At 66.1% G+C, this 16,730-nt stretch carries 12 protein-coding genes; all 12 read left to right on the plus strand.

Features of this window, described 5'->3' with window-relative positions:
* Positions 1 to 47 precede the first annotated feature (47 nt).
* The 12 genes from ACR9YP_RS14390 (at position 48) to ftsZ (ending at position 16,369) form a co-directional block, all read left to right on the plus strand.
* Complete coding sequence (locus ACR9YP_RS14390) at positions 48 to 1,505, plus strand: UDP-N-acetylmuramoyl-L-alanyl-D-glutamate--2,6-diaminopimelate ligase (RefSeq protein WP_438105982.1); 1,458 nt, start codon at positions 48 to 50, stop codon at positions 1,503 to 1,505.
* Positions 1,502 to 2,881: a UDP-N-acetylmuramoyl-tripeptide--D-alanyl-D-alanine ligase gene (locus ACR9YP_RS14395; protein ID WP_370989317.1), complete on the plus strand. Its 1,380-nt coding sequence runs from the start codon at positions 1,502 to 1,504 to the stop codon at positions 2,879 to 2,881. Before ACR9YP_RS14390 ends, ACR9YP_RS14395 begins: the two co-directional genes overlap by 4 nt.
* A 169-nt stretch (positions 2,882 to 3,050) precedes the next feature.
* Complete coding sequence (gene mraY / locus ACR9YP_RS14400; RefSeq protein ID WP_091879224.1) at positions 3,051 to 4,154, plus strand: phospho-N-acetylmuramoyl-pentapeptide-transferase; 1,104 nt, start codon at positions 3,051 to 3,053, stop codon at positions 4,152 to 4,154.
* A gap of 10 nt (positions 4,155 to 4,164) precedes the next feature.
* Positions 4,165 to 5,565, plus strand: a complete 1,401-nt coding sequence (murD, locus tag ACR9YP_RS14405; protein ID WP_438105985.1) for a UDP-N-acetylmuramoyl-L-alanine--D-glutamate ligase — start codon at positions 4,165 to 4,167, stop codon at positions 5,563 to 5,565.
* A gap of 236 nt (positions 5,566 to 5,801) precedes the next feature.
* Positions 5,802 to 6,953, plus strand: coding sequence for a putative lipid II flippase FtsW (gene ftsW / locus ACR9YP_RS14410; protein WP_474220190.1), 1,152 nt, complete (start codon positions 5,802 to 5,804; stop codon positions 6,951 to 6,953).
* Between the two features lie 148 nt (positions 6,954 to 7,101).
* Positions 7,102 to 8,202 (plus strand): undecaprenyldiphospho-muramoylpentapeptide beta-N-acetylglucosaminyltransferase, encoded by a 1,101-nt coding sequence (gene murG, locus ACR9YP_RS14415; RefSeq protein WP_438105986.1) that lies wholly within the window; start codon positions 7,102 to 7,104, stop codon positions 8,200 to 8,202.
* A 123-nt stretch (positions 8,203 to 8,325) separates the two neighbouring features.
* The gene (gene murC, locus ACR9YP_RS14420) at positions 8,326 to 9,729 is read left to right on the plus strand and encodes a UDP-N-acetylmuramate--L-alanine ligase (protein ID WP_438105988.1); all 1,404 of its coding nucleotides are present in this window, start codon (positions 8,326 to 8,328) and stop codon (positions 9,727 to 9,729) included.
* Positions 9,730 to 9,733: 4 nt separating this feature from the next.
* Positions 9,734 to 10,651: a UDP-N-acetylmuramate dehydrogenase gene (gene murB, locus ACR9YP_RS14425; protein ID WP_438105990.1), complete on the plus strand. Its 918-nt coding sequence runs from the start codon at positions 9,734 to 9,736 to the stop codon at positions 10,649 to 10,651.
* A gap of 154 nt (positions 10,652 to 10,805) precedes the next feature.
* Positions 10,806 to 11,792 (plus strand): D-alanine--D-alanine ligase family protein, encoded by a 987-nt coding sequence (locus ACR9YP_RS14430; protein ID WP_474220191.1) that lies wholly within the window; start codon positions 10,806 to 10,808, stop codon positions 11,790 to 11,792.
* 351 nt (positions 11,793 to 12,143) lie between these two features.
* Positions 12,144 to 13,166 (plus strand): cell division protein FtsQ/DivIB, encoded by a 1,023-nt coding sequence (locus tag ACR9YP_RS14435; protein ID WP_438105991.1) that lies wholly within the window; start codon positions 12,144 to 12,146, stop codon positions 13,164 to 13,166.
* Positions 13,163 to 14,485, plus strand: coding sequence for a cell division protein FtsA (gene ftsA, locus ACR9YP_RS14440; protein WP_091879199.1), 1,323 nt, complete (start codon positions 13,163 to 13,165; stop codon positions 14,483 to 14,485). Before ACR9YP_RS14435 ends, ftsA begins: the two co-directional genes overlap by 4 nt.
* 90 nt (positions 14,486 to 14,575) lie before the next feature.
* Positions 14,576 to 16,369, plus strand: a complete 1,794-nt coding sequence (gene ftsZ, locus ACR9YP_RS14445) for a cell division protein FtsZ (RefSeq protein ID WP_091879196.1) — start codon at positions 14,576 to 14,578, stop codon at positions 16,367 to 16,369.
* The last annotated feature ends 361 nt before the right edge of the window (positions 16,370 to 16,730 follow it).

Consider the following 16,730-nt stretch of genomic DNA (forward strand, 5'->3'; position numbering starts at 1 on the left):
TTTTCCGAAGATTCGGCTTTCCGGCACGGCGTGTCGACTGGAACACCATGAAGCTGCGCGAACTGCTAGGCAATGATGCCGCAATCGAGCCCGCTGCCACGGCGCTCGATGTGAGCGGCCTTGCGCTCGACAGCCGCCAGGTCAGGCCGGGCGATCTCTTCTTCGCACTTGCGGGCAGCAAGACCGACGGCGCGCGCTTCATCGATGCTGCGGTCGCCGCAGGCGCGGTGGCCGTCGTCGGCGACCATGCACCTGATGGTCGCAAGGTGCCGTTCGTCACGGTCGCCAATCCACGCCGCGCTCTGGCACTGGCGGCGGCAAAATTCTTTCCCGCACAGCCCGCGACGATTGCCGCGGTGACCGGCACCAGCGGCAAGACCTCGGTCGCAGCCTTCACGCGCCAGATATGGGAGCGGCTGGGGCACGCCTCCGCCAGCATCGGCACCATCGGCCTCGTCTCGCCCAAGCGCACCGTCTACGGCTCGCTGACGACGCCGGATCCGATCGCGCTGCACCGGCAGATCGACGAGATCGCGCGCGACGGCGTGACGCATCTCGCCTTCGAGGCGTCCTCGCACGGGCTCGACCAGTACCGCCTCGACGGCGTGCGCGTCTGCGCCGGCGGCTTCACCAATCTCTCGCGCGACCACATGGACTATCATCCGACCGTCGCACATTATCTCGCGGCCAAGCTCCGCCTGTTCCGCGAGCTGGTCGCCCCTGACGGAGCAGCGGTGATCTCGGCCGATCATGATTGTTCAGTGGACGTCATTGACGCGGCGAAGGCGCGCGGCCTGCGCGTGATGGCAGTCGGCCGCAACGGCGGCGGGGCAGGCGAGGGCATTCGTCTCGCCGGAGCCGAGGTTGAGGGCTTTTCGCAAGCGCTCGCGCTCGAGCATCGCGGCAAGCGGTATGAGGTCCGTCTCCCGCTGGTCGGCGAGTTTCAGATCGAGAACGCGCTGGTGTCGGCCGGCCTTGCCATCGGCACCGGCAGCGATGCGGCAAACGTGTTCGCGAGCCTCGAACATCTCGAAGGCGCCAAGGGCCGTCTCGAACGCGTCGGCGAGCGCAACGGCGCGCCGATCTTCGTCGACTACGCGCATAAACCCGATGCGCTGGCGAAGGCTTTGCAGGCGCTGCGTCCCTACGCCAGGCGCAGGCTGGTCGTCGTGTTCGGCGCCGGTGGCGATCGCGATGCCGGCAAGCGGCCGATCATGGGCGAGATCGCGGCCGAGAATGCCGACGGCGTCATCATCACCGACGACAATCCGCGCAGCGAGAAGCCGGAAGCGATCCGCGCGGCGATCCTCGCGACCGCAAAGGGGGCTCGCGAAATCGGCGACCGCACTGCTGCGATCCGCGCGGCGATCGAGGACTTGCAGGAGGGCGATGCGCTCCTCATCGCCGGCAAGGGCCACGAGACCGGGCAGATCGTCGGCGGCGAGATCTTGCCCTTCAGTGATCACGAGGCGGTCGCCGCCGCACTAGCATCGAGGATTGCATGAGCGCGCCGATATGGACGGTTGCCGAGGTGGCGCGCGCGCTGGGCGTCGGTGGATCATTCCCGGATACGCCGATCGATTTCGTCACCCAGGACAGCCGCCTGGTGAAACCGGGCAGCCTGTTCGTCGCGCTGAGCGGCACGCCGAGTGGCGGCTTCGTCTCCGCCTTCGCCAGCGCGCGTGACGGCTGGGAGTTCGCGGACAAGGCGGAAGCCTCCGGGGCGGTCGCGATGATCGTGCCGCATGAGATCGCAGGCATCCGCATTCCTCAGATCGTCGTGAAGGACACACTGATCGACGGCCTGTGGGGCCTTGCGCGCGCCGCACGCGCTCGCTTTGGCGGTCCGGTGATCGGGCTCACCGGCAGCGCCGGCAAGACCAGCACCAAGGAGTTTCTGGCCGCTTACCCCAACGCCTATGCCAGCCCGTCGAGCTTCAACAATTTCTGGGGCGTGCCGCTGACGCTGTGCAACGCCAGGCCGGACGCCAGCCTCTGGGTCGTCGAGATGGGCATGAACCAGCCCGGCGAAATCGCGCGGCTCAGCGAGTTGACGCGGCCGACGGTCGCGCTCGTCGTCAACGTCCAGCCGGTGCATTTGGAAAAGCTCGGCTCGCTCGAAGCGATCAGGCGCGAGAAGGTCTCGATCGCGCTCGGCCTGCCCGAGGACGGCGTGCTGGTGCTGCCCGCCGGGATCAAGGCGCCGGATTGGAAAGGCACGGTGGTGCGCTTCGGCGAGCATGCCGAGGTGCACGAGATCGCGCACGCCCCGCATGGCGAGAGCTGGCAGGTCGTGGCCAAGCTCGGCAAGAAGGAGATCGCCTTCAGCCTCACGCCGGGCGCGCCGCACCGCGTACAGAATGCGCTGGCCGCGCTCGCCGCGATCCGCGCGGCGAACCTCGATGCGGCGACGCTCGCGATCAAACTCGACCGGGTCGGCATCATGACCGGCCGCGGCGTCGAGCAGGCGGTCGGCGGCATCACCGTGATCGACGACAGTTTCAACGGCAACCCGGCCAGCGTCGCTGCTGCGCTGCAAAGCCTGCAGGCGCGCAACATGACTGGCGGGCGCCGCATTGCGGTGCTCGGCGACATGCTGGAGCTGGGTGCTGACGCACCAAGCTACCACACCGGCCTCGCCAAGCATCTCGAAGGCATCGACGGCGTCTATTGTGTCGGGTCCCTGATGCGCCACCTCTTCGACGTGCTGCCGTCAGGCAAGGGCCTCGGCTGGCACGACGATCCCGCCACGCTGAAGCCGGACGAGGTTGCGAGCCTGCTGAAGGCAGGCGACGTCGTGGTTGTCAAGGGCAGCAAGAAGATGTTCTGGGTCAACAAGTTTGTGCCGGGCCTGGTGGCCGCCTTGCAGGCAAAGGCGTAAACTGCTTGGAAGGCGCTGTTCCCGAATCCCCCTTTGCGGTGCGAAGCCGTGCGTTGTCCCTGAGGTCGCGCCCGCCCCGATGATGAAGGCCAGCGAATGCGCGTGAGGCACGTTGAGGCCAAGAACAATGCCAAGGCCGCGCATGCAAAGGCGCCATAGGACCGTCTGAATGTTTTACTGGCTGATCGAGCTCTCCAACACATTTCCGGGCTTCGGTGCATTTCGCACCTTCCTGAACGTCTTCCGCTACATCACCTTCCGCACCGGCGGCGCCGTCGTCACCGGCGCGCTGTTCGTGTTCCTGTTCGGACCATGGATCATCGATCACTTGCGCATCCGCCAGGGCAAGGGCCAGCCGATCCGCACCGACGGTCCGCAATCGCACCTCGCCAAGAAGGGCACGCCCACCATGGGCGGGCTGATGATCCTGTCCGGCCTGACCGTTGGCACGGTGCTGTGGGCCAATCCGCTCAACCCCTATGTCTGGATCGTGCTGGCGGTGACGCTCGGCTTCGGCTTCGTCGGCTTCTATGACGATTACCTCAAGGTCACCAAGCAGACCACGACCGGGTTCGGCAGCAAGCTTCGCCTGCTGATCGAGGCGGCGATCGCGCTGGTCGCCTGCTACGCGCTGGTGCGGCTGAACCGCGATCCCGCGTCGACCGCGCTGACGATTCCGTTCCTGAAGGACACGGTGCTGCATTTCGGCTGGTTCTTCGTCATCTTCGGCGCCTTCGTTATCGTCGGCTCCGGCAACGCGGTGAACCTCACCGACGGTCTCGACGGCCTCGCCATCGTGCCGGTGATGATTGCGACCGCGAGCTTTGCGATGATCGCTTATCTCGCCGGCAACGCCGTGTTCGCCGAATATCTCCAGATCAAATATGTCGCGGGCACCGGCGAACTCGCCGTGCTCTGCGGCGCGCTGCTAGGGGCGGGCCTCGGCTTCCTCTGGTTCAACGCGCCGCCGGCCTCGATCTTCATGGGGGACACCGGCTCGCTCGCGCTTGGCGGAATGCTCGGCGCCATCGCGGTCGCGGTGAAGCACGAGATCGTGCTCGCGGTGATCGGCGGCCTGTTCGTGCTGGAGGCGGTCTCCGTCATCGTGCAGGTGGTGTCGTTCAAGCTCACCGGAAAACGCATCTTCCGGATGGCGCCGATCCATCATCATTTCGAGCAGCTCGGCTGGACCGAGCCGCAGATCGTGATCCGCTTCTGGATCATCTCGGTGATGCTGGCGCTCGCCGGGCTCTCCACCCTGAAGCTGCGCTGACGGTCGCGCGATGATCCCGGTCACATCCTTTGCCGGCAAGACTGTCGCTGTGTTCGGCCTCGGCGGTTCGGGGCTCGCCTCCTGCCATGCGTTGAAAGCCGGTGGTGCCGAGGTGATCGCCGCCGACGACAATGCCGAGAACGTCGCCAAGGCGGCGCAGGCCGGTTTCGTCACCGCGGATTTGCGCAACATCTCCTGGGCGAGTTTCGCCGCGCTCGTGCTGGCGCCCGGCGTGCCGCTGACCCATCCGGTGCCACACTGGAGCGTGCTGAAGGCGCGCGAGGCGGGCGTCGAGGTGATCGGCGACATCGAGCTGTTCTGCCGCGAGCGGCGCCGCCACGCGCCGGAGGCGCCGTTTGTCGCCATCACCGGCACCAACGGCAAGTCGACCACGACGGCGCTGATTGCGCACCTGACGAAAGTCGCCGGCTACGACACCCAGATGGGCGGCAATATCGGCACCGCGATCCTGTCGCTGGAGCCGCCGCGCATGGGCCGCGTCCACGTCATCGAGATGTCGTCCTATCAGATCGATCTCACGCCCTCGCTTGATCCCTCCGTCGGCATCCTACTCAATGTCAGCGAAGACCACATCGACCGCCACGGCACGGTTGCCCATTACGCCGCGGTGAAGGAGCGTCTCGTTGCCGGTGTGCAGGGGGGCGGCACCTCGATCGTTGGCGTCGACGACGGTTTTTGCCGTGACATCGCCGACCGGCTCGACCGCGCGGGTAAGAACGTGGTGCGCATTTCCGTCAAGAATCCGCTGGCGAGCGGCATCCATGTCGAGCATGGGAATATCGTGCGCACCTCGGGCGGCGCCCGCAGCGAGATCGCCGCGCTCGGCGGCATCGGCTCGCTGCGCGGCCAGCACAACGCGCAGAATGCCGCCTGCGCCGCCGCCGCCGCGCTCGCGATGGGCATCAATCTCGATGTGCTCCAGAGCGGCCTGCGCAGCTTTCCGGGCCTTGCCCATCGCATGGAGCAGGTCGGCCGCCGCGGCAACGTGCTGTTCGTCAACGATTCCAAGGGCACCAATGCCGACGCCACCGCGCACGCGCTGTCGTCCTTCGCCGACATCTTCTGGATCGCCGGCGGCAAGCCGAAGGCCGGCGGCATCACCAGCCTGACCGGCTTCTTCCCGCGCATTCGCAAGGCCTATCTGATCGGCGAGGCCGCGCAGGAATTTTCCGGCACGCTGGGCAGCGAGGTTGCGCACGAGATCAGCCAGACGCTGGACGTTGCCGTCGAGCACGCCGCGCGCGACGCAGAAGCCTCAGGGCTCACCGACGCAGTCGTGCTGCTGTCGCCCGCTTGCGCCTCCTTCGACCAGTACCGCAATTTCGAGATCCGCGGCACCAAGTTCCGCGAGCTGGTGCAAGCGCTGCCGGGCGTGAAGCCGGTGGTGTAGGGAACACGTGCGTCACACTCCGCTGTCGTCGGCCGGCTTGACCGGGCGATCCAGTATCCCAGAGACGGTGCTCGAGCCGAGGTGCCGCGGCGTACTGGATGCCCCGCCTTCGCGGGGCATGACAGTGTGTTTTGTGGCGGCAGCGGGGATCATCTCCAAACATCCGCGATTCATTAACCCCCCGGTAACCAACCTCGGCGACCAATGGACGGACCTCTGTCCGAAAGCGGCCGCCCATGCTCTCCCGTGAAGAACGCACCCCCTTTTCCGAGTGGTGGTGGACCGTCGACAAGCCGCTGATGGGCGCCATTTTGGCGCTGATGCTGACCGGCGTGATCCTGTCGCTGGCGGCGAGCCCGCCGGTTGCGACCCGTATCGGGCTCGATCCCTTCCATTTCTTCAGCCGCCACGTGATGTTCCTGGCGCCGTCCTGCCTGGTGCTGCTTGGCGTCTCGTTCCTCTCACCGCGCGCGATCCGCAGGAGCGCGCTGATCATCTTCACGGTCAGCATCATCCTGATCGTGGTGACGCTCGCGATCGGTCCTGAGGTGAAGGGCTCTCGGCGCTGGATCACGCTGCTCGGCATCAACATCCAGGCCTCCGAGATCGCAAAGCCGTCATTCGTCGTCATCGCGGCCTGGCTGTTCGCGGAATCGACCAAGCGGCCGGAGATGCCGGCGACCTCGATGGCGCTGGCGCTGCTCTTGACGCTGGTCGCGCTGCTGGTGATGGAGCCGGACTTCGGCCAGACCATGCTGATCCTGATGGTGTGGGGCTCGCTGTTCTTCATCGCAGGGATGCGCATGATCTGGGTGTTCGGCCTTGCGGGCGCCGCCGCGGCCGGCCTGTTCAGTGCCTACCTTTTTGTTCCCCACGTAGCGGGTCGCATCAGGCGCTTCATGAACCCGGCCTCTGGCGACACCTTCCAGGTCGATACCGCCATGGAAGCCTTCTACAATGGCGGCTGGTTCGGCCTCGGACCGGGCGAGGGCATCGCCAAGCGCAGCCTGCCGGACAGCCACACCGATTTCGTGTTCGCTGTTGCTGCCGAAGAGTTCGGCATCATCCTGTGCCTGGCGATGCTGGCTCTGTTCGCCTTCGTCGTCATCCGCACGCTGTCGCGCGCCTATGCCAATGAGGACATGTTCTCGCGCTTTGCGGCCTCAGGCCTTGCGATCCTGTTCGGCGTGCAGGCGGCGATCAACATGTCGGTGAACCTGCAGCTCATCCCCGCAAAGGGCATGACGCTGCCGTTCATCTCCTATGGCGGCTCCTCGATCGTGTCGCTCGCCTATGGCGTCGGCATGATGCTGGCGCTGACACGGCTACGCCCGCGCACCGAGGTCGAGGCGAGCGGCCGCGCCGAGGCGATGCGGAGTTACGCTTAATTCGTCGTCATTGCGAGGAGCCCGCGACAAAATTGCGTAGCAATTTTGCGCTGGTGCGACGAAGCAATCCAGACTGTCTCCGCGGAGGTAGTCTGGATTGCTTCGCTTCGCTCGCAATAACGAGAAAGACCTTGTAAAACCCTCCGTCATGGACACGTCCCCCCTGATTCTTCTCGCCGCGGGCGGCACCGGCGGTCATCTGTTTCCGGCCGAGGCGCTCGGCGTCGAATTGATCCGGCGCGGCTTTCGCGTCCGCCTCGTCACCGACGAGCGCGCGCTGCGCTATAGCGGGCTGTTCAGCAAGGACATGATCGACGTCGTCTCGAGCGAGACTGCGCGCGGCCGCAATCCGTTCCAGCTTGCCTATGCCGGCCTCACGCTCGCCGTCGGCACGCTCTCTGCCTACGCTCTGATCAAGCGATTGAAGCCTGTCGCTGTCGTCGGCTTCGGCGGCTATCCGACGCTGCCGCCGCTGGTCGCGGCGAAATTCGCCGGCGTGCCCGGGATCATCCACGACGCCAACGCCGTACTCGGCCGCGCCAACCGGTTCCTGTCGAGCCGTGTCCGCGCCATCGCGACGTCCTTGCCCGGCGTGCTCGACCGCGATCCGGCGCTATCGGCTAAGACCACGACCGTCGGCACGCCGATGCGGCCGGCGATCCTCGCGGCCGCTGCGGTAAAATATATCACGCCTGAAGTGAACGGTCCGCTCCGCTTGCTCGTCGTCGGCGGCAGTCAGGGCGCGCGCATCATGGCCGATATCGTGCCGGGCGCGATCGAGCGGCTCGAGCCGGCGCTGTGGAGCCGCCTCGTCCTGACCCAGCAGGTGCGCGAAGAGGACAAGAGCCGCGTGCGCGCGGTCTACGACAAGCTCAAGATCAGAGTCGAGCTCGCACCCTTCTTCACGGATTTGCCGGCACGGCTTGCCTCCAACCATCTGGTGGTGTCGCGCTCCGGCGCGGGCACGGTCGCCGAGCTTGCCGCGATCGGGCGGCCCTCGATCCTGGTGCCGCTGCCGGGCTCGATCGACCAGGATCAGTTCGCCAATGCCGGCGTGCTGGTCAAGGTCGATGGCGCCATCCGCATCCCGCAGACCGAGTTCAGCTCGGACCGCCTTGCCGCCGAAATCTCCACCTTCGCCGCCGAGCCGGCGCGTCTTGCCGCCATGGCCGAAGCCGCCCGCGGCGCCGGCCGGCTCGACGCGGCCGAGCGGCTGGCGGATCTCGTGGTCAAAGTCGCGGGAATCTGACGCGAAAAAGCCCTTGTCATCGCCTTCTAAAGCGGGGCATCCAGTAGGAAAGGCGCGCGGCTGATTTGGCCGTGACCTTCGCCAGATGCCGCCTTCGGGGGCGGCGAGGTCAGGGAACAGAGTATGAGACTGCCGCGCGAGATCGGACCCATCCACTTCGTCGGGATCGGCGGAATCGGCATGAGCGGCATCGCCGAGGTGCTGGTCAATCTCGGCTATGCCGTGCAGGGCTCCGACGCCGCCGACAATTACAATCTCGACCGGCTGCGCAAGAAGGGCGCGAAGGTCTCGGTCGGCCACAAGGCGGAGAACGTCGACGGCGCCGAGGTCGTTGTGGTCTCTACCGCGATCAAGCGCGACAATCCGGAATTAATGGCGGCGCGCGAACGGCGCATTCCCGTGGTGCGTCGCGCCGAGATGCTGGCCGAGCTGATGCGGCTGAAGAGCTGCGTCGCGATCGCCGGCACCCACGGCAAGACCACGACGACCACGATGGTCGCAACGCTGCTCGACGCCGGCGGTCTCGATCCCACCGTGATCAACGGCGGCATCATCAATGCCTACGGCTCCAACGCGCGGCTCGGCGCCGGCGACTGGATGGTGGTGGAAGCCGACGAGAGTGACGGTACGTTCCTGAAGCTGCCGACCGATGTCGCGATCGTCACCAATGTCGACCCCGAGCATCTCGATCATTTCAAGACCTTCGATGCCGTGCAGGATGCGTTCCGCCATTTCGTCGAGAATCTGCCGTTCTACGGCTTCGCCGTGATGTGCATCGATCATCCCGTGGTGCAGAGCCTCGTCGGCAAGATCGAGGATCGTCGCATCATCACTTACGGCGAGAATCCGCAGGCGGACGCGCGGCTGGTCGACCTCACGGCGGGCGGCGGCGGCTCGAAATTCAAGGTCGTCATCCGCGATCGCAAGAGCGGGGCCGTGCACGAGATCGCCGACCTCGCGCTGCCGATGCCGGGCCGGCACAACGCCTCGAACGCGACGGCGGCGATCGCGGTCGCGCACACGCTCGGTGTTTCCGACGACAAGATCCGCGGCGCCATCGCAGGCTTCGGCGGCGTCAAGCGGCGCTTCACCAAGACCGGCGAGTGGAACGGCGTCACCGTGATCGACGATTACGGCCATCATCCCGTGGAGATCGCGGCCGTGCTGAAAGCGGCGCGCGATTCCTACACCGGCAAGGTGATCGCCGTGGTGCAGCCGCATCGCTACACCCGCCTGCAATCGCTGTTCGAGGAATTCTGCACCTGCTTCAACGATGCGGACGCGGTTGTAGTCGCCGAAGTCTATGCCGCCGGCGAAGTGCCGATCGCGGGCGTCGACCGCGATCATTTCGTCGCGGGCCTGCGCGCCCACGGCCATCGCGAGGTGATCCCGCTGCCGGCGGCCTCGGCGCTCGCGGGCATCGTCAAGGGATTGGCGAAGCCAGGCGACCTCGTCGTGTGCCTGGGGGCCGGCAACATCACGCAATGGGCGTATGCGTTGCCGGACGAATTGAAGGCGCTGGGGTAGGGCGGTGAGCTTCCCCGACATCACCCCTTCGCTCAAAGCCGCGATGCCCGATCTTCGCGGTCGGCTGCTCGCCAACCAGTCGCTCGCCGAGCTCACCTGGTTTCGCGTCGGCGGTCCGGCACAGGTGCTGTTCACCCCGGCTGACGAAGACGACCTCGCCTACTTCCTCGCGCATCTCGCGTCCGACATTCCCGTCTATGTCGTCGGCGTCGGCTCCAACCTCATCGTGCGCGACGGCGGCATTGCGGGCGTGGTGATTCGTCTCGCACCGCGCGCCTTCGGCGAGACGAGCGCGAGCGGCGATGTCGTCACCGCGGGCGCGGCGGCGCTCGACAAGCGCGTGGCGGAAGTTGCGGTGTCCGCCAATATCGGCGGGCTCGAGTTCTATTTCGGCATTCCCGGCACGATCGGCGGGGCGCTGCGCATGAATGCGGGCGCCAATGGCGGGGAGACCAAGGACGTCCTGATCGAGGCGAGGGGCGTCGCGCGCGACGGCAGCAAGCACGTGTTCTCCAACGCTGACATGAAGTTCGTCTACCGCAACAGTGGCGTCGATCCCTCCATCATCTTCACCTCCGCGCGCTTTCGCGGCGAGATCAGGGATAGCGATGCGATCCGCGCGCGCATGGCGGAGGTGCAGACCCATCGCGAGACCGCGCAGCCGATCCGCGAGAAGACCGGCGGCTCGACCTTCAAGAACCCGCCCGGCCATTCCGCCTGGAAGCTGATTGATGCTGCCGGCTGCCGCGGCCTGCGCGTCGGCGGTGCGCAGGTCTCGGAGATGCACTGCAATTTCCTGATCAACACGGGCGACGCCACCGCGCACGATATCGAGACGCTGGGCGAGACGGTGCGCGAACGCGTGAAAGCGAATTCCGGAATTGAGCTACACTGGGAAATCAAGCGGATCGGGGTTTCATGATCACCGTCATTCCGGGGCTCGCGAAGCGAGAGCTACGATGCGCAATTGCGCATCGGAGAATCCATCGGGCGGCAGTGTTCGTGGATGAATGGATTCCGGGCTCTCGCTTCGCGAGCCCCAGAATGACGAACTGGAGAGATTGCGGACTATGAACATGCGCATCACCATCCTTTTCGGCGGCTCCAACCGCGAGCGTCTGGTTTCGGTCGCCTCAGCCCAGGCGCTGCATCAGGCGTTGCCCGAGGCCGATCTGTGGTGGTGGGACGTCGAGGACAAGGTGCATGTCGTGCAGTCGAAACAACTGCTCGAACATGCCCGTCCGTTCGAGGACGAGTTCAAGCCCGGCACGCGTGGCATTCCGCTGGCGCAGGCGCTCGACCAGGCCAAGGCGGAAGGCCGCGTGCTGGTGCTCGGCCTGCATGGCGGGCGCGCCGAGAACGGCGAATTGCAGGTGATGTGCGAGGCGCGCGGCGTGGCCTTCACCGGATCGGGCTCGGCCTCCTCGCATCTCGCCTTCGACAAGATCGCGGCCAAGCACTTCGCCGCGCTCGGCGGCGTGACGCCGCCGGCAAACGTCGCGCTCGACAACATTGACGAGGCTTTCGCCGAATATGGTCGGCTGATCGCAAAGCCAGCGCGGGACGGATCAAGCTACGGCCTGATCTTCGTCAACGCCAAGCAGGATCTCGTCGCCGTCCGCAACGCGGCGAAGCACGAGGAGTACGTCATCGAGCCCTACGTCGCCGGCGTCGAGGCGACCTGCGGCGTGCTGGAGCGCACCGATGGCTCGATCATCGCGCTGCCGCCGATCGAGATCATTCCGGGCGAGGGCAATTTCGACTACGCCGCAAAATATCTTTTGAAGTCGACCCAGGAGATCTGCCCCGGCCGTTTCGCACCCGAGATCACCGCCGCGCTGAAGGGGCAGGCGATGGCGGCGCATCGGGCGATGTCCTGTGCCGGCTATTCCCGCTCGGACTTCATCGTCTCGGACAGGGGCCTCGTTTATCTCGAAACCAACACGCTCCCCGGGCTGACGAACTCTTCGCTCTACCCCAAGGCGCTGAAGGCCGAGGGCATAGCGTTCGTCGACTTCCTGCGTGGCCTGATCGAACTCGCCGAGCAGCGGGCCCGGAAATAATTAGGACTGGTTAACGGCCGAAAGGCCGAAACGGTCCGATTTGGGGTCCAAAACCGGTAAAATGCCGGATATCGCGGCATAAATGCCAGATATCGCGGGGCAAAAAGCATCCCGCGTTAACGAATTTTACCTTTTGTTTACCAGGACGTCCGAAGGTTAACGCTGGCGGCGCATATGGCGCTTTGGCTGCCGGCGCGTGAGCTGTTTGCGGTGATGTCACCTCCAGCGAACGCTTTGAAGGGGAGAGGTTTTCTTCTGCTGAAGACCAGCACCCGGCCCGGCAAGTCCGAGACGTCATGTTCGCCAGGACCCGCGCGATGTCGCGGCCAAACTTGTTGACGAGCTCGTGCAATGGATGGTGCAGGAAGCCTCACCCGGTCGTTTCTGAGATCGCTGAGGCCCCAAGCTGACCTGAAGGCGGCCGCTATCGGAGCGGTCGTGCTTCTGCGCGAGTGGGTGCAGGACAAGCGCGCCGAGGCGCGCGCCGCCGCCAAGGACAAGGCCAAGACCAAGGCCAGGGCCATCGTCGAGCGCGAACCGCCGCCGCGCATGGTCGCGCTGGTCGAGCGCTATCTGCCGCACCGGGTCGGGATCAGCATGACCGTGCTGCTCCTGATCGGAAGCTGCGGCTTCGGCATCGTCAAGGGCGGCCATCTCCAGGATTTCATCACCGCGGTCAACGACGCCCGCAACGCGCTGGCCAATTCCGCCGGCTTCCGCATCACCTCCGTCGTGATCAACGGCCGCAAGCAGCTCACCCAGGACGAGATCCTCGCGATCGGCGGCGTCAGCGGCCGCTCTTCGCTGCTGTTCCTCGACGCCGACGCGGTGCGCGACAAGCTCAAGGCCAATCCCTGGATCGCGGACGCAACCGTGCTGAAGCTCTATCCGGGCCAGCTGATGATCGAGCTCACCGAGCGCAAGGCGTTCGCGCTGTGGCAAGAGGCCGGCCGGCTCTCCGTGATCGCCGATGACGGCGCCGTGCTCGAACCCTATGTCTCCCGCCGCTTCCTGTCGTTGCCGCTCGTGGTCGGCAAGGGCGCCGACACCCAGGCTCGCGATTTCCTCGCCCTGCTGGCGCGTTATCCGCAGGTCAATTCGGTGACGAAAGCCGCGATCTTCGTCGGCGAGCGGCGCTGGAACCTGAGGCTCAAGGACGGCCTCGACATCCGCCTGCCCGAGCAGGATGTCGGCAACGCCCTTGCGATGCTGTCCAAGCTCGACAAGGACGATAGGCTGTTCTCCCGCGACATCGTCGCCGTCGACATGCGCCTGCCCGATCGTCTGGTGGTGCAGCTGTCCGACGACGCCGCCAAAGCGCGCGAGGAGCAGTTCAAGGACAAGAAGAAAAAGAAGGCCGGGGATTCCGCATGACCGGTCTCGATCGCACCCAGACGCCGAAGACACGCCCGATGCCGCACAAGCGCGGCGGCATCGTCGCCTGCCTCGATATCGGCACCAGCAAGATCGCCTGCATGATCGCGCGGCTGAAGCCGTCGCCGCCGAGCGACGCGTTGCGCGGCCGCACCCACGCGGTGGAATTGATCGGCTACAGCCAGATCCAGTCGCGCGGCATGAAAGCCGGCGCGGTGATCGATCTTACCGAATGTGAGCAGGCGGTGCGCCAGGCCGTCGGGCTCGCGGAGAAGATGGCCAAGGTGCGGGTCGAGTCCGTGCTGCTGTCCGTGTCCGGTGGCCGGCTCTCCGGCCAGCTGGTCGAAGCCGCCGCCGACATCCGCGGCGGCGCCGTGACTCAGGCCGACGTCAGCCGCGTCACCTCCACCGGCATGCGCCATGCCACCGGCGAAGGCCGCACCGTGCTGCACGCCCTGCCGGTCGGCTACACGCTCGATGGCGTCAAAGGCATCCGCGATCCCCGCGGCATGGTTGCGCACCAGTTCGGCGTCGACATGAACGTCGTCACCTGCGACGCCACCGTGGCACGGAACCTGATGCTGGCGGTGGAACGCTGCCACATCAACGTCGAAGCCATGGCCGCGAGCCCCTATGTGGCCGGCCTGTCGGTGCTGACCGACGACGAGGCCGATCTCGGCGCCGCCGTCGTCGAGATGGGTGCCGGCACCACCACGATCGCGGTCTATTCCGGCGGCCGTTTCGTGCATGCGGCGGGTTTTGCGGTCGGCGGGCAACACATCACGATGGATCTCGCACGCGGACTCTCCGCGACCATTGCCGATGCCGAGCGAATCAAGACTTTATACGGGACCGTCATCACCGGCGGATCGGACTCGCGTGAGCTGATGTCTGTGCCGACAGCCGGTGACGAGCAGGATCTGCCGCAGATCGTCTCCCGCGCCACTATCGCCAACATCGTCAAGCACCGTGCCGAGGAAGTCTTCGAAATGGTTCGGGACAAGCTGAAGGATTCGCCCTTCGCCTCAGAGCCCAACGGCCGCGTCGTGCTCTCGGGCGGCGCTTCGCAGCTGACCGGCCTCGTCGAACTCGGCACCCAGATTCTCGGCCGGCCCGTGCGGGTCGGACGTCCGCTCGGTTTCGGCCGGCTGCCCAACGAGGCGAAGAACGCCGCGTTCGCGGTGCCGGCCGGACTTCTCGTCTACCCGCAATATGTTCACCTCGAACATGTCGAACCGCGGCATACGCGGCAGCAGGTCAAGACAGGGACCGGCGGATATTTTGGAAAGGTCGGACGATGGCTACGCGAGGGCTTCTGATGACCGCTTTCCGCAATTGTCCATTTTCACCAACTCCCGCGGCCGCCGGCCGGGGCGAACCCACGCGCGCGTGATCGAGAGGCAGCAACCATGACCATCAGCATCAATGTTCCTGATATTCACGAACTGAAGCCCCGGATCACCGTGTTCGGCGTCGGCGGCGCCGGCGGCAACGCCGTCAACAACATGATCACCGCGGGCCTCCAGGGCGTCGACTTCGTGGTCGCCAACACCGACGCGCAGGCGCTGACGATGTCGAAGGCGCAGCGCATCGTGCAGATGGGCACCGCGGTCACGCAAGGCCTCGGCGCCGGCTCGCAGCCGAATGTCGGCGCCGCGGCGGCGGAAGAGGTGATCGACGAGCTGCGCGACCATCTCTCCGGCGCCAACATGGTGTTCGTCACCGCCGGCATGGGCGGCGGCACCGGCACCGGCGCTGCCCCCGTCATCGCCAAGACGGCGCGCGACATGGGCATCCTCACCGTCGGCGTCGTCACCAAGCCGTTCCACTTCGAGGGCGGCCGCCGCATGCGCACCGCTGAAGCCGGTATCAACGAGCTTCACAAGGTGGTCGACACCCTCCTGATCATCCCGAACCAGAACCTGTTCCGGGTCGCCAACGAGAAGACCACCTTCGCCGACGCGTTCGCGATGGCCGACCAGGTGCTCTATTCGGGCGTTGCCTGCATCACCGACCTGATGGTCAAGGAAGGCCTGATCAATCTCGACTTCGCCGATGTCCGCGCCGTCATGCGTGAGATGGGCAAGGCGATGATGGGCACCGGCGAAGCCTCCGGCGACAAGCGCGCGCTGACCGCCGCGGAAGCTGCGATCGCCAATCCGCTGATCGACGATAGCTCGATGAAGGGCGCCAAGGGCCTCCTCATTTCCATCACCGGCGGCAAGGACCTCACTTTGTTCGAGGTCGACGAAGCCGCGACCCGCATCCGCGAGGAAGTCGACCAGGACGCCAACATCATCGTCGGCGCGACCTTCGACGAAGCCCTCGACGGCCTGATCCGCGTCTCGGTCGTTGCCACGGGCATCGAGCAGGCCGCGATCGCCCGCAACAGCCAGGCGACCTCCGCTCCCGTCGCGAACCCGGCACCGCAGGCGCAGCAGGCTGCCGCTCCGGCCGCTGCTGCCGAGAGCCGTCTCGCCGACCTGACCGCGCGGCTCCGTGCCGACAATCAGCGTCTGGCCGAACGCGCCCAGAAGCTGGAGGGGCAGGTCCCGGCGGCCGCGCCGGCTCCGGCCGCTGCGGCGCCCCGTCCGAACGTCGAGCGTGCTGCGCTCGCCGCCATCGCCGCCGCCGTCGCGGACGTCCCGCAGGCGCCCGCGCCGATGCAGACCTACGGCGATGTCACCGTGCGCCCGATCGCGCAGAAGCCGACCCTGTTCCCGGAGCCCGAGCAGGCCCCGCTCGCCATGCAGGAGCCGATGACGCCGGAAACCTTCATCCCGCCGCAGGCCGAGCGTGCACCGGTCCGTGCGCCGCGGATGCCACGCATCGAGGAACTGCCGATGCCGGCCCAGGCCGAGCTTCGCCAGGCCCGTGGCGAGGTCGAGGAAGAGACCCCGCAGAAGACCCGCCTGTCGCTGCTCCAGCGTCTCGCCAATGTCGGCCTCGGCCGTCGCGACGAGGAGAGCGAAGCGCCGATCGCCGCTCGCACCGCCGGTCCCGCGATGCCGCCGCTGCCCGATCGCCGGCCGCAGAAGACCGTGGCGCAGCAGATCGCGGCTACGGAGCCGGTATCGGAGTATGCCCGCCGTCCCGCGCCGCAGGGCCTGGACATGCATGGCCGCCCCGCGCCTGTTGCGCCGGCGCCACAGGGAGACGACCATCTTGATATCCCGGCCTTCCTGCGGCGGCAGGCGACCTGAGGATTGTTACAATAAGGCAGGCGAAAAAGGGTCCCGGCAATAAGCTTGCCGGGACCTTTCCTTTGGTCCCGTGCATATCCGGATTGCACAGCCAAGCAACTGATTTTAAATCATTAATTACGCATTCGGTGGTTCAGTAAAACTGCCGATGACGGCCCCAAACCTCGGCGCAATTTGGTTAAGCCTTGGCGCGAATACGGCAGGTTTGGGGTAACAATCGGTAAAAAAGCGTGAGTTGGCGCTGTTTGGGGCAGTGACTATGGTTTGCCGTGACTTGGGGATACGGATTCGCGGGACGTCGGCACTGACCGGCCAGGCGGGTCTCGTATAAGTCGCAGTGGTCGTAGTGGGGCGGTTCCTG

It is taken from the genome of Bradyrhizobium sp. BR14999 (genome assembly GCF_056106085.1).